Origin of the sequence: Pseudomonas sp. HLMP, from assembly GCF_046365545.1 — a bacterium.
Taxonomy (GTDB): domain Bacteria; phylum Pseudomonadota; class Gammaproteobacteria; order Pseudomonadales; family Pseudomonadaceae; genus Aquipseudomonas; species Aquipseudomonas guariconensis_B.
In genome coordinates this window covers 3,196,390-3,208,959 of sequence record NZ_JBDLLR010000001.1, presented here as the reverse complement: position 1 = coordinate 3,208,959, position 12,570 = coordinate 3,196,390, and the positions used below count along the sequence as shown (strand labels likewise).

Genomic DNA, 12,570 nt, shown 5'->3' with positions numbered 1-12,570 from the left:
GCAAGTACAGAGGTGCGAAATGAAAAAGACCATGGCTGTGGTGGGTGCGTGCGCCCTGCTGCTGGCGGGCGCCGCCAGTGCCGAGACCTTGCGGTTCGCCACCGAGGGCGCCTACCCGCCCTTCAACTATGTCGACGCCGATAACAAGCTGCATGGCTTCGACATCGATATCACCCATGCCCTGTGCGCGCAGATGAAGGTCGAGTGCACCCTGGTGGCCCAGGACTGGGAAGGCATCATCCCGGCGCTGATGGCCCGCAAGTACGATGCCGTGGTCGCCTCGATGATCGATACCGAGGAACGGCGCAGGAAAATCGCCTTCAGCGACCCTTACTACCGCACCCCGCTGGCCGTCGCGGTGGCCAAGGACAGCCCGATCACCGATGCCCAGACCGACTTCAAGGGCTATACCATCGGCGCCCAGTCTTCCTCGACCCAGGCCATCTACGCCGAGGACGTCTACGCCAGGGCCGGCGCCGACGTGAAGCTCTACCCCACCATGGACGAGGCCAACGCCGACCTGGCCTCCGGCCGCCTGGACGGGGTGATCGCCGACAAGTTCCCCCTGCACGAGTGGATGGACAAGAACGGCCAGGCCTGCTGCCGGATCCTCGGCGACGTCGCCGGCACCAAGGCCAACGCCGCCATCGCCGTGCGCAAGGACGACGACGCCCTGCGCCAGCGCCTGAACCAGGCGTTGGCCGAGATCGTCGCCAACGGCACCTACCAGAAGATCGCCAGCAAGTACTTCGACTTCGATATCTACAACTGACCTGCGACCGCCCTCTCCCATGGAGGCTGCGCCGCTCTTGAGCTCGGCGCCACCCCTGTGGGAGCGGCCTTGCGTCGCGAAAGGGGCACGAAGCGCCCCCGATAGCGACAGTGTGGAGATACACCATGCTCGATCAATTGTCCTTGCTGTCTTTCGCCAGTGGCGGCTGGGGCCAGGCGCTGCTGGCCGGCGCCCTGGTGACCCTGTCGCTGGCCCTGGCCTGCCTGCCCATCGGCCTGCCCCTGGGCCTGCTCGTGGCCCTCGCCGCGCGTTCGCGCAAGCGCCTGCCCCGCGCCTGGGCGACCACGTTCTCCACCGTGTTCCGTGGCCTGCCCGAGCTGCTGACCCTGCTGATCATCTACTACGGCTGCCAGATCGCCGCGCAGACGCTGCTGGCGGCCCTGGGCTATGAAGGCGAGGTGCTGATCAACACCTTCCTCGCCGCGATGATCGCCTTCAGCCTGGTGTTCGCCGCCTTTTCCAGCGAGATCTGGCTGGCCGCCTTCAAGACCCTGCCCAAGGGCCAGGTGGAGGCTTGCGCCGCCCTGGGCCTGAGCCGGCGCACGGGGTTCTTCAAGGTGGTGCTGCCGCAACTCACCCGCATCGCCCTGCCTGGTCTGTCCAACAACTGGCTGTCGTTGCTCAAGGACACCTCGCTGGTGTCGACCATCTCCCTGGTCGACCTGATGCGCCAGACCAACCTGGCGGTCAGCGTGACCAAGGAGCCGATGTTCTTCTACGGCGTGGCCTGCCTGGGCTACCTGCTGTTCTCGGCGCTGTCGGGCAGGGTCTTCGCCCTCATCGAACGGCGCTGCAACCGCCACCTGCAAGGAGCCCGGGCATGAGCGTCGAACAATGGCTGGCCATGGTGCTGGACCCCGACCTGCTGGAGCGCTACGGCCCGCGCTTTCTCGACGGCCTGTTGGTGACCGCCAAGCTGGTGGCGATCTCCTTCAGCCTGGGCGCGGCGCTCGGCCTACTGCTGGCCCTGGCGCGCCTGTCGCGCAGCCAACTGCTGCAACGCCTGGCCGCCGGCTACATCTACTTCTTCCGTGGCTCGCCGCTGCTGGCCCAGCTGTTCTTGCTGTACTACGGCCTCGGCTCGCTCAAGGGCTTCTGGCAGGAGCTGGGCCTGTGGTGGTTCTTCCGCGAAGCCTGGTACTGCACCCTGCTGGCCTTCACCCTGAACACCGCCGCCTACCAGGCGGAGATCTTCCGCGCCAGCCTGCTGGCCATCGCCCCCGGCCAGTACGAGGCGGCGCGGGCCCTGAGCCTGAAGCGCTCGACCACCTTCTTCAAGGTGATCCTGCCGCAGTCGCTGCTGGTGGCCATCGGCCCACTGGGCAACGAGCTGATCCTGATGATCAAGGCCAGCGCCATCGCCTCGCTAGTGACCATCTACGACCTGATGGGCGTGACCAAGCTGGCCTTCTCGCGCAGCTTCGACTTCCAGATCTACCTGTGGGCCGCCGTGCTCTACCTGGTGATCGTGGAACTCGTGCGGCGCGCCCTGAAACACCTGGAAGCCCGCCTGGGCCGCCATCTGAACTGACCGAAGGATACGCCCCATGCACTGCCAAACCCTTGTCCTCGGCGCCGGCATCGTCGGCGTCAGCACCGCGCTGCACCTGCAGGCGCGCGGACGCCAGGTGATCCTGCTCGACCGCGACACGCCCGGCAGCGGCACCAGCCATGGCAACGCCGGGCTGATCGAGCGTTCCAGCGTGATTCCCTATGCCTTCCCGCGCAACCTCGGCGCCCTGCTGCGCTATGGCCTGAACCGCCAGCCAGACGTGCGCTACAGCCTGGTCCACCTGCCCAAGGCCGCGCCCTGGCTGTTGCGCTACTGGCAGCAATCGGCCCCAGGGCGCCTGGCCGGCGCGGCGGCCGACATGCTGCCGCTGGTGCAACGTTGCGTCGAGGAGCACGACGCCCTGATCGAGGCCGCCGGCCTCGGTGCACTGGTGCAGGCCAAGGGCTGGATCGAGGTGTACCGTGACCCACGCCTGTTCGACCGGGCCAAGGCCGACCTGCACGGCCTGGCGCGCTACGGCCTGCAGTACGAAATCCTCGAGCGCGAGCAACTGCAAGCCCGCGAACAGCGCCTGGAGGGCGACGTGCTGGGCGGCATCCACTGGCTCGACCCGAAGACCGTGAGCGACCCCGGCGCCCTGACCCGCGGCTATGCCGCACTGTTCGTCCAGCGTGGCGGGCAGTTCCTGCAGGGCGATGCGCGCAGCCTGCGCTGGCTCGGCGAGCGCTGGCAGGTGGACAGCCGCCGTGGCCCGCTTGAGGCCGACGAAGTGGTGGCCTGCCTCGGCCCACAGTCGGCCGAGCTGTTCGAACCGCTGGGCTACCGCTTCCCGCTGGCGATCAAGCGCGGCTACCACATGCATTACGCCACCCGCGACGGTGCCGAGCTCGGCCACTCGATCTGCGATACCCAGGGCGGTTATGTGCTGGCGCCCATGGCCCGGGGCGTGCGCCTGACCACCGGCATCGAGTTCGCCGCCGCGGATGCGCCGGGCAACGAGATCCAGCTAGGCCGCTGCGAAGCCCTGGCGCGCAAGCTATTCCCGGCGCTGGGCGAACGCCTCGACGACAGGCCCTGGCTGGGCCGGCGCCCGTGCCTGCCAGACATGCGCCCGGTAATCGGCCCGGCGCCGCGCCACGCCAACCTGTGGTTCAACTTCGGCCATGCCCACCACGGCCTGACCCTGGGCCCGGTCAGCGGCCGCCTGCTGGCCGAGCTGGTCACCGGGCAGGCGCCCTTCACCGACCCGGCGCCCTACAGCGCCACTCGCTTCGACTGAACCTATGCGGGAGAACAACAAGATGACCGCCCCACTGAGCCTTGCCAGCTTCGCCCCTGAAACCGACCCGCGCCCGGTGCTGATCCGTATCGAGGGCCTGAACAAGCACTACGGCGCCTTCCACGTGCTGCGCGATATCGACCTGGAGGTACGCGAAGGCGAGCGTATCGTGCTCTGCGGCCCATCCGGCTCGGGCAAGTCGACGCTGATCCGCTGCATCAATCGCCTAGAGATCGCCGAGCAAGGCAGCATCCGGGTTGCCGGCACCGACCTGGCCGCCACCACTGGCCAGGCCGCCCAGGTGCGCAGCGAGATCGGCATGGTGTTCCAGCACTTCAACCTGTTCCCGCACATGAGCGTGCTGGACAACTGCCTGCTGGCGCCCACCAGCGTGCGTGGCCTGTCGCGCAAGGACGCCGAGGAGCGGGCGCGGATGTACCTGCGCAAGGTCGGTATCGAGAACCAGGCGCACAAGTACCCCAGCCAGCTGTCCGGCGGCCAGCAGCAGCGCGTGGCCATCGCCCGGGCGCTGTGCATGAAGCCGCGGATCATGCTGTTCGACGAGCCCACCTCGGCGCTCGACCCGGAGATGGTCGCCGAGGTGCTGGACGTGCTGGTGCAGTTGGCGCAGACCGGCATGACCATGCTCTGCGTCACCCACGAGATGGGCTTCGCCCGCCAGGTGGCCGAGCGCGTGTTGTTCCTCGAAGGTGGGCAGATCATCGAGGACAGCGCGCCGGAGGTGTTCTTCAACCAGCCCCGCACGGTGCGGGCGCAGGCGTTTCTCAAGCAGATCCTGCACTGACCAGGGGGGCTGCAAAGCAGCCCCAAGCTTGTCGGGCCGACGAACCGCCAGGAATGAGCCCGCACCGCCCTTTCATTGCAGCCACGCAAAGACCCAACTGCATCGTTAAATATTATTGACCTCAACCTCCGCCAAACCCTTGCCACCTCAGGCTTGTACGCCCTGCAGCCCCCGAAAACCGGCGCCAGACCGCCCTGCCAGTCGTTTGACATATCGAACGGCTCTGGCAAGCTATGAATCAAGCCCCGACCGGAAACGCCCCTCCGGCGAGCCGGCAGTGCTCGGGGCCCCAGGCCGCACACAAGGCCCAGGCCGTGCGCCTGCACAACAACGACAGGTAGAACCTGTCCTAAGGTGACATATGTCCAACAGCAACATTGGCAACAAGCAACCCACCCTGCGCAAACCCGTCGTCCTGATGACCATGGGCACCCAGGAGCGCAAAGGCCATGACTACCAGGTCATGACCCACAAATACATCACCCCGCTGGTCGAATTCTCCGGTTGCGTCCCGGTCCTGGTCCCCACCTGCTGCGGGACCGAAGACCTCGAGACTTACCTCGACATGGCCGACGGCGTCTACCTCACCGGCGCGGGCAGCAACATCGACCCGGCCCTCTACGGCCAGGAAAACCTGACCCCGGGCAAGGCCCAGGACAAGGACCGCGACCTGTTCGACATCCCCCTGGTGAAGATGGCCATCGCCCGTGGCCTGCCGATCTTCGGCGTCTGCCGGGGCATGCAGGAAATCAACGTCGCCCTGGGCGGCGACATCTACCAGAAGGTCTACGCCGAGCCTGGCTTCAACGACCATCGGGAAAACCCCGAGGACCCGGTCGAGATCCAGTACCAGGCCGTACACAGCGTGAAGATCCAGCCTGGCAGCTGGCTGCGCGAGACCCTCGGCACCGACGAGATCCGCGTCAACTCGCTGCATGGCCAGGGCCTGCGCAACCTGGGCAAGGGCATCGAGCCGATCGCCCATGCCGAGGATGGCCTGGTCGAGGCGATCCACGCCCCGGGCATCTCGCCGTTCCTGTTCGCCGTGCAGTGGCACCCGGAATGGCAGGCCGCGAAGAACCCTGACTCGATCAGGATCTTCCAGGCCTTCGGCGACGCCTGCCGCGCCCAGGTGCGCAAGGCCCAGGTCAAGCGCAACCAGGCGGCCTGACCCGTTCTTCGTTAGCTTTGATCGCGGGGCGGCGCAAGGTCGCCCCCGTTTCCCCAGGTCACCCTCTGCTGGTCCCAGAACATCTCCTGTGGAAACGGGCGGCGGGCTTGTGCCTGTCTGCGCGATCTTTTTTTATCCCTACTGCCAATGCCCTGCTCCTGGGGCTGCAAGGCGGCCCAAATGCTCTCTCAGCCCCCCTCGCGCCGGCTGAACGCCGACGGCGCCCGCCCCATGACCCGGCGGAACATGCTGGAAAAAGCGCTGGGGCTGTCGTAGCCCAGGTCCAGGGCAATCCGGGTGACCGCCTCGCCCGCCGATAACCGGGTCACTGCCGCCATCACACACGCCTGCTGGCGCCAGGCACCGAACGACAAGCCAGTCAGTTGGCGAAACCGGCGATTGAAGGTGCGCAGGCTCTGGTTCGATTGCCGGGCCCAGCCCTCGGCATCGACGCGGATGTCCGGGGCACGCAGGAACGCCCGGCACAGCCCCGCCAGCCGAGGCTCGGCGGGTATCGGCGCGAACAGTGGCAGGCGCGGCGCTAGGCTCAGCTCATGGAGAATCAGTGCCAGCAATACCCCGTCCCGCCCCTGCACGTCATACAACGGCGGTATCTCCACGCTGGCCAGCAGCAACTCATGCAACAACGGGCTGACCCGTAGCGCCTCGCACGAGGTGCCCGCGCGCGGCGCCGCCTGCGGCTCGATGTACAGGCTGCGCGTGCTCACCCCCTGCATGCGCACCTGGTGCGGCTTGCCCGGCGGGATCCAGACGCCGTTGTGCGGCGGGATGACCCAGGAGCCATCGTCGGTCTGCACCTCCATCAGCCCACTCATGCCATAGAGAAACTGGGCCCGCCGGTGGGTGTGGCTGGGCAACAGCGTGCCCGGCGCGTAATCGGTGCCGATCGCCAACACAGGCCGGGGGGTGGCATCGACCTGGGCCAAGGGGATGTTGCGCATGGCTGAAGCCTCTGGCCTGAACACGATGATTATTGGCCGATTCGCGCATGCCGGCCAAGCCTGCTCGCTCTACGCTGCCGGCCTCCATACGCCTGGGAGGCAGATCGATGCTGTATCCATTGCTCGGTGCATTCGGCCTGTGTGCCGGTATCACCACCCTGCTGTTCGGCTTCGGCGGTGGTTTCTTCGCCGTACCGCTGCTGTATGCCCTGCTGCTGGCCAACCATGAAGCCAGCTCGCTGGTCGGCCAGCACGCCATGCAGGTCGCCGTCGCGACCTCCTCCGCCGTGATGATCGTCAGCAGCGCCCTGGCGACCTGGCGCCATCATCGCGCGGGTAGCCTGCGCTGGGGCCTGGTCCGCCCGCTCGCGCCCAGCATCGCCCTGGGCGCCCTGCTCGGTGCCTTCGCGGCACTGCACCTCGACAGCACCTGGCTGCGTTGGGTGTTCGTCGCCTACCTGGTGGCCAGCCTGCTCGATGGCTGGCTGCGCCCAGGCTTCCTTCACGAAGGGGCCAGGCTGCGCCCCTTGGGCCGAGCGGGTGCGACCCTGGCCGGCCTGCCCATTGGCGCGCTGGCAGCCTTGCTCGGCGTGGGCGGCAGCGTGATGACCGTGCCGCTGATGCGCAGGCGTGGCGCGAGCATGCTCAGCGCCACGGCCATGGCCAACCCGCTCTCCCTGCCCATGGCGCTGGCGGCCACGCTGGTCTATGCCGTATTGCCGGCATCGGGCCGAGGCCTGGGCGATGGTTATCTTGGCTTCATCGACCTGCCGGCCGCGGCTGCCCTGGTGCTCGGCGCCTGGCTGGGCATGCGCCTGGCCGCACCGCTGGTCGGGCGGATCGCCGATGGCCTGCACGCGCGCGCCTACCTGGTACTGCTGGGGATCGTGTTGCTGACGATGCTGCTGGTAGGCCCCTGACGGCAAATTGCTGGCCCCCGGCCACTCCAAGCGAAGGCAAACTCCCTTTTCCTTCATAAGCTTAGGACAGCAACATGCGGGTATTTCTAGCAACGGTCGCCGGCTGCCTGTTGATCACGGTGGCTTCCGGTGTCCAGGCCAGGGCCTTGAACCAGAACGATCGCCATGTCTGCAACTGGGGTTCGCAGATCGCCGCCGAGGCGCAGCACGCCAAGCTCTCTGGCGTTACCTTGTATGCCACACGCAAGAAACTGCAGGCACGCAAGTTCCCCAAGCCATGGATGCGCATGACCGCCTTCGGGATTACCGAACAAACCTACAACAGCCGCTCGCGGCTCAAGCCGGCAGCGATCAAGCAGACGTACTACGAGCAGTGCGTCCAGCATGCTGTCGCCAGAAGATAATTCTCCATGAAAACAATAAGTTAATTGATTTTTATAAAGTAATTACGAGATTTAGTTAATGTAATTTCTCAAGATGCTCCACTCAAGCCTGACCTCACAGGTCAGGCTCGCGGGGTGGCGCTGGCCCTGAACGGCCAGCGCGCGGGGGAAGGCTCAGCAGCCGCTCAGCGCCGGTGCTCGTCGCTCGCCCGCGAAGAACAGCGGTCGCAGGCGTACGCCGACCAAGTTGCCGGTGTAGGCCGCTACCAACCACAGCCAGCCGTGCACGCTGCCCGAGGCGATGCCGCTGAAATAGGCGCCGATATTGCAGCCATAGGCCAGGCGCGAGCCATAGCCGAGCAACAGGCCGCCGATCACCGCGGCGACCAGCGACGGCAGCGGGATCTTCAGGCTCGGTGCGAAACGCCCGGCCAGACCCGCGGCCAGCAGCGCGCCGAGGACGATGCCGATGTCCATCACGGTGGTGATGTCTTGCCACAGGGGCGCGGCCAGGGCCTTGGCGTTACCCGGCATCTGCCAGAAGGCCCAGCTGCCGACATCGATGCCCAGGCCGCCCAGGGTCTTGGCGCCCCACAGGGCGAAGGCCGAGGTGATGCCCCAGGGGCGCCCGGCCAGGGCCAGGGTGGCGTAGTTGAGCAACGCCAGGGCAACGGCGCCCCACAGCAGCGGCCAGGGCCCGCGCAGGAAGCGGCGCAGGCCCTGGTGCTCGCTGCGCACCGGGCTTTCGAGCTGGCCGTGGCGGCGCTTCTCCAGCACCACGGTGGCCCAGGCGATCAGCCCGAACAGCGCCAGGCTTGCCAGCAGCGCCGGCGCCACGCCCCATGTCTGGACGATCGACGTGGCCGGGAACGAAGGCAGGGCGAACCACCAGTCGACATGGTGGGTGGCGGTCACCGAACCGATGATGAAGAACAGCAAGGTGACCAGCATCCGGGCATTGCCGCCGCCGACGGTGAACAGCGTGCCGGAGGCGCAACCGCCGCCCAGTTGCATGCCGATGCCGAAGATGAACGCACCGAACACCACCGACACCCCTGCCGGCGCCACCAGCCCGGTGACCGGGGTGCCGAACAGGCTTCCAGCCGACAGCGCCGGGAAGAACAGCAGCACGGCCAGGGCCAGCATGACCATTTGCGCACGCAGGCCGGCGCCACGGCGTTCGTTGATGAACACCCGCCAGGCCGAGGTGAAGCCGAAGGCGGCATGGTAGAGCGTCAAGCCCAGGGCGGCACCGACGATCAGCAGCAGCACCTGCTTGGCGCCGGCGTTGAGGTTGAGGAACCAGGCGCCGGCCAGCAGCAGGGCCAGGGCGATCAGCGGCGCGCCGAGGCGGCGCGGTTCGGGTGTGGCAGTTGCGCAAAGACCCATCGGAATACTCAGATACAGTGGAACGGGGCCGCGAGTATAACGCCCCAGACGCCAGGGCACGACTGCGACGAGGTCACGAACCTGGCCTATCCTTTTGCAGCCAACCCTCCAGATCGGGCGCCCGCCATGTCACCTAGCGAAACCACGGTCCTGCACACCTGGCACCACAACGCGCAGGCCTGGATCCAGGCCGTGCGCGAGGGCGGCATCGAAAGCCGGCGCCAAGTCACCGACCAGGCCATCCTGCTGGCCATACTCGGCCGGCAGCCACAACGGGTACTGGACCTCGGCTGCGGTGAGGGTTGGCTGCTACGTGCGCTGGGCGAGCGCGGCATCGAGGCGGTGGGCGTGGACGGCGATGCGACGCTGGTCGAGGCCGCGCGGGCGGCGGGTCCGGCCAGCGTGCACCTGGCTACCTACGCGCAACTGACCGAGTCCCAGGTGGATATTGGCCGCGGCTACGACCTGGTCTGTGCCAACTTCGCCTTGCTGCACCAGGACATCATTCCGTTGCTCGCCGCCCTGAACGCGCTGCTCGCCGCAGACGGCGCGCTGATCATCCAGACGCTGCATCCGTGGAGCATGGCCGAGGGCGATTACCAGGATGGCTGGCGCGAAGAGACGTTCGTGGCGCTCGCCGGGCAGTGGGCACCCATGCCGTGGTATTTCCGCACCTTGTCCAGTTGGTTGAACGCCCTGGAGATGGCGGGCTATCGCCTTGCCGGCCTGCAGGAGCCGCAACACCCGCAGCGTGCACTGCCACAATCGTTGCTGCTCACGGCAGTAGCAGCACCGGAGGCAGGGATACCTTGAAAAACAAAACGATATATAAAGAACAAAACAATCTAACAAATTGGAATTAAAAAATTGAAAGCACCCAGACGCCTCCTTAGGCTGGGCAGGCCATTTTCCTTGCCCTCCAGGAGATCTTCCCGTGCCTGCCCGTGCCTTCTCTCCCCTGCACCGCCTGCTCCTCGGCGGCCTGCTGGCCGGTGTCGCCAGCGCCCTGCTACCCTGGTCCAGCGCCTTGGCCGATGAGGCCAGGACCCTGCGCATCGGCTACCAGAAGTTCAACAGCATCAATATCCTCAAGGGCAGTGGAGCCCTGGAGAAGGCCCTCGCCCCACAGGGCGTGAAGGTCAGCTGGCACGAGTTCGCCGCCGGCCCGCAGTTGCTCGAAGCCTTGAGCACCGGCGCCATCGACCTGGGCCATGCCGCCGACGCCCCCTCGGTGTTCGCCCAGGCAGCCGGCAAGCCGGTGGTCTACCTGGCGGCAGAGCAGCCCTACCCGCGCGGCATCGGCCTGGTGGTGCGCGAGCAGGACCACCTCGCCAGCGTCCAGGACCTCAAGGGCAAGCGCGTGGCCACCGGCCGCGGCTGGAACGCCCAGTACCTGCTGGCCGTCGCCCTGGAGCAGGCCGGCCTGAGCTACAAGGACATCACCCCCGCCTACGTCAACAACGCCGCCGATGCCGTGGCGGCGCTGCAGTCGGGCAGCGTGCAGGCCGTGACCCTGTGGGACCCGTTCCTCGCCGCCGCGCAGCGACAGCCAGGCCTGAAGAACCTGCGCGATGGCAGCGGCCTGTCGAACAACCGCACCTTCTACCTCTCCACCGCCCGCTTCGCCGACCAGCACCGCGAACTGCTCAAGACCTTCTTCGCCGAACTGGGCAAGGTCAGCCAGTGGGCCAATGCCAAGCCTGCCGAAGTCGCCAGCCTGCTGGCACCACAACTGGGGATCAGCGCCGACATCCTGGAAGTGGCCAGCGAGCGGCGCAACTACAACGCCGTGGCCATCACCCCGCAGATCGTCGCCGAGCAACAGAAGCTGGCCGATACCTTCCAGGGCCTGGGCCTGATCCCACGCAAGCTGCAGGTGGCCGACGCGGTCTACCCGGCTTCCGTGCTGCCCTGACGACAAGGAGATGCGCATGCCACGCCCGATCCGCTTCAACGCCTTCAGCATGAACGCCGCCAGCCACCAGTCCCCCGGCCTGTGGCGCCACCCCCGCAACACCAGCGTGGATTTCAACCGCCTGGACTACTGGACCGACCTGGCCCGCCTGCTCGAGCAAGGCCTGTTCGATGCCCTGTTCATCGCCGACGTGCTGGGCATCTACGACGTCTACCAGGGCAGCCCCGAGGCGGCCCTGCGCGGCGGCGTGCAGGTGCCGGTCAACGACCCGCTGCTGCTAGTCCCGGCCATGGCCGGCGTCACCCGGCACCTGGGCTTCGGCGTGACCTTCTCGCTGACCTACGAGCACCCCTACCCCTTCGCCCGGCGCATGTCGACCCTCGATCACCTGAGCGATGGCCGGGTCGGCTGGAACATCGTCACCGGCTACCTGGACAGCGCCGCCCGCAACCTGGGCCTGGCGCGCCAGCTCGGCCACGACCAGCGCTACGACCTGGCCGAGGAGTACCTGCAGGTGCTGTACAAGCTCTGGGAAAAAAGCTGGGACGACGACGCCGTGCTACTGGAGCGCGAGACTGGCCGCTACCTCGACCCTGCCCGTGTGCACCCCATCGGCCACCATGGCGAGCACTTCCAGGTGCCCGGCATGCACCTGTGCCAGCCCTCGCCCCAGCGCACGCCGGTGCTGTTCCAGGCCGGCGCCTCGGCCCGTGGCCAACAGTTCGCCGCGCGGCACGCCGAGTGCGTGTTCATCAGCGGGCCGACCCCCACCGTGCTGCGCCGCTACGCCGACGGTATCCGCCAGGCCAGCGAAGCGGCCGGCCGGGGCCGCGACGACGTACTGATCTATGCCCAGGCACTGCTGATCGTCGCCGACACGCACGAAGCGGCCCAGGCGCGCTTTGCCGATTACCGCCGGCACGTGGACCTGGACGCCGCCCTGGCCTTGCTGTCGGGCTGGACCGGCATCGATTTCGCCGGCCTCGACCCCGACGCGCCCATCGAGTACGTGGAGAACGATGCTGGCCGCACCGCCCTGGCCGCGTTCACCGCCGCCGACCCGAACCGCCGCTGGACGGTGCGCGAGGCCGCCGCGTTCGTCGGCCTCGGCGGACGCGGGCCGGTACTGGTGGGCTCGCCCGCAGAGGTCGCCGACCAATTGGAACACTGGCTCGACCAGACCGGCATCGACGGCTTCAACCTGACCTACGCCGTACAGCCGGACGACCTGCGCCACGTGGTCGAACTGCTGGTGCCCGAGCTGCAACGCCGTGGCCGCTACCCTCGGGCTTATACCGACGGCACCTTGCGCCACAAGCTGTTCGGCCGTGGCAACCGGCTGCCGGAACAGCACGCGGGGCGCCAGGTCGACATTCAGTGAATGAATACCGGATATTTCAACATTTAATTTGTGGATACCCGGCAAAGGCTCATATTCTG

The 12,570-nt window shown here is 67.2% G+C and carries 13 protein-coding genes; 11 read left to right on the top strand and 2 right to left on the bottom strand.

Translation table 11 applies throughout. The features are described from left to right. The first annotated feature begins 19 nt into the window (after positions 1-19). The 6 genes from ABFA30_RS14965 (at position 20) to ABFA30_RS14940 (ending at position 5,561) form a co-directional block, all read left to right on the top strand. Entirely contained in the window at positions 20-772 is a 753-nt protein-coding gene (locus tag ABFA30_RS14965; protein ID WP_368815577.1) for a transporter substrate-binding domain-containing protein, read from the top strand. 125 nt (positions 773-897) lie between these two features. Further along, positions 898-1,617, top strand: a complete 720-nt coding sequence (locus ABFA30_RS14960; protein WP_253080239.1) for an ABC transporter permease — start codon at positions 898-900, stop codon at positions 1,615-1,617. After that, positions 1,614-2,324: an ABC transporter permease gene (locus ABFA30_RS14955; RefSeq protein WP_368815576.1), complete on the top strand. Its 711-nt coding sequence runs from the start codon at positions 1,614-1,616 to the stop codon at positions 2,322-2,324. Before ABFA30_RS14960 ends, ABFA30_RS14955 begins: the two co-directional genes overlap by 4 nt. A 16-nt stretch (positions 2,325-2,340) precedes the next feature. Beyond that, positions 2,341-3,585 carry an NAD(P)/FAD-dependent oxidoreductase gene (locus tag ABFA30_RS14950; RefSeq protein WP_410045618.1) on the top strand — a complete coding sequence of 415 codons (1,245 nt, stop codon included), beginning with the start codon at positions 2,341-2,343 and terminating at the stop codon, positions 3,583-3,585. 22 nt (positions 3,586-3,607) lie between these two features. Continuing rightward, entirely contained in the window at positions 3,608-4,390 is a 783-nt protein-coding gene (locus tag ABFA30_RS14945) for an amino acid ABC transporter ATP-binding protein (protein ID WP_410045617.1), read from the top strand. A gap of 361 nt (positions 4,391-4,751) precedes the next feature. Next, on the top strand, positions 4,752-5,561 hold the full coding sequence (locus tag ABFA30_RS14940; RefSeq protein WP_225789074.1) for a gamma-glutamyl-gamma-aminobutyrate hydrolase family protein: 810 nt from the start codon (positions 4,752-4,754) through the stop codon (positions 5,559-5,561). A gap of 188 nt (positions 5,562-5,749) precedes the next feature. Here the strand turns inward: ABFA30_RS14940 and ABFA30_RS14935 are convergent, their stop codons facing one another. Further along, positions 5,750-6,523: an AraC family transcriptional regulator gene (locus tag ABFA30_RS14935; RefSeq protein ID WP_225789073.1), complete on the bottom strand. Its 774-nt coding sequence runs from the start codon at positions 6,521-6,523 to the stop codon at positions 5,750-5,752. 107 nt (positions 6,524-6,630) lie between these two features. Here ABFA30_RS14935 and ABFA30_RS14930 point away from each other — a divergent pair, with 107 nt between their 5' ends. Further along, entirely contained in the window at positions 6,631-7,443 is an 813-nt protein-coding gene (locus ABFA30_RS14930) for a sulfite exporter TauE/SafE family protein (RefSeq protein ID WP_225789072.1), read from the top strand. Positions 7,444-7,517: 74 nt separating this feature from the next. Then, positions 7,518-7,847: a hypothetical protein gene (locus ABFA30_RS14925; protein WP_225789071.1), complete on the top strand. Its 330-nt coding sequence runs from the start codon at positions 7,518-7,520 to the stop codon at positions 7,845-7,847. Between the two features lie 153 nt (positions 7,848-8,000). Here the strand turns inward: ABFA30_RS14925 and ABFA30_RS14920 are convergent, their stop codons facing one another. Then, entirely contained in the window at positions 8,001-9,215 is a 1,215-nt protein-coding gene (locus ABFA30_RS14920) for a YeeE/YedE family protein (RefSeq protein ID WP_225789070.1), read from the bottom strand. 126 nt (positions 9,216-9,341) lie between these two features. Between ABFA30_RS14920 and ABFA30_RS14915 the strand changes: the two genes are divergently transcribed. The 3 genes from ABFA30_RS14915 to ABFA30_RS14905 all read left to right on the top strand — a co-directional run bounded on the left by ABFA30_RS14915 (position 9,342) and on the right by ABFA30_RS14905 (position 12,511). Beyond that, positions 9,342-10,028: a class I SAM-dependent methyltransferase gene (locus ABFA30_RS14915; RefSeq protein ID WP_410045616.1), complete on the top strand. Its 687-nt coding sequence runs from the start codon at positions 9,342-9,344 to the stop codon at positions 10,026-10,028. A 121-nt stretch (positions 10,029-10,149) separates the two neighbouring features. Beyond that, a complete protein-coding gene (locus ABFA30_RS14910; RefSeq protein ID WP_410045615.1) occupies positions 10,150-11,130 on the top strand; it encodes an aliphatic sulfonate ABC transporter substrate-binding protein in 981 nt (326 codons plus the stop codon). A gap of 16 nt (positions 11,131-11,146) precedes the next feature. After that, positions 11,147-12,511: an LLM class flavin-dependent oxidoreductase gene (locus tag ABFA30_RS14905; RefSeq protein WP_410045614.1), complete on the top strand. Its 1,365-nt coding sequence runs from the start codon at positions 11,147-11,149 to the stop codon at positions 12,509-12,511. Positions 12,512-12,570: the final 59 nt, after the last annotated feature.

Excerpts from the sequence above, each read along its gene's own strand:
- ABFA30_RS14945 (WP_410045617.1), top strand. The coding sequence starts at position 3,608 with ATGACCGCCCCACTGAGCCTTGCCAGCTTCGCCCCTGAAACCGACCCG.
- ABFA30_RS14965 (WP_368815577.1), top strand. The coding sequence starts at position 20 with ATGAAAAAGACCATGGCTGTGGTGGGTGCGTGCGCCCTGCTGCTGGCG.
- ABFA30_RS14920 (WP_225789070.1), bottom strand. The coding sequence starts at position 9,215 with ATGGGTCTTTGCGCAACTGCCACACCCGAACCGCGCCGCCTCGGCGCG.
- ABFA30_RS14955 (WP_368815576.1), top strand. The coding sequence starts at position 1,614 with ATGAGCGTCGAACAATGGCTGGCCATGGTGCTGGACCCCGACCTGCTG.
- ABFA30_RS14940 (WP_225789074.1), top strand. The coding sequence starts at position 4,752 with ATGTCCAACAGCAACATTGGCAACAAGCAACCCACCCTGCGCAAACCC.
- ABFA30_RS14930 (WP_225789072.1), top strand. The coding sequence starts at position 6,631 with ATGCTGTATCCATTGCTCGGTGCATTCGGCCTGTGTGCCGGTATCACC.
- ABFA30_RS14950 (WP_410045618.1), top strand. The coding sequence starts at position 2,341 with ATGCACTGCCAAACCCTTGTCCTCGGCGCCGGCATCGTCGGCGTCAGC.
- ABFA30_RS14935 (WP_225789073.1), bottom strand. The coding sequence starts at position 6,523 with ATGCGCAACATCCCCTTGGCCCAGGTCGATGCCACCCCCCGGCCTGTG.
- ABFA30_RS14905 (WP_410045614.1), top strand. The coding sequence starts at position 11,147 with ATGCCACGCCCGATCCGCTTCAACGCCTTCAGCATGAACGCCGCCAGC.
- ABFA30_RS14925 (WP_225789071.1), top strand. The coding sequence starts at position 7,518 with ATGCGGGTATTTCTAGCAACGGTCGCCGGCTGCCTGTTGATCACGGTG.
- ABFA30_RS14915 (WP_410045616.1), top strand. The coding sequence starts at position 9,342 with ATGTCACCTAGCGAAACCACGGTCCTGCACACCTGGCACCACAACGCG.
- ABFA30_RS14960 (WP_253080239.1), top strand. The coding sequence starts at position 898 with ATGCTCGATCAATTGTCCTTGCTGTCTTTCGCCAGTGGCGGCTGGGGC.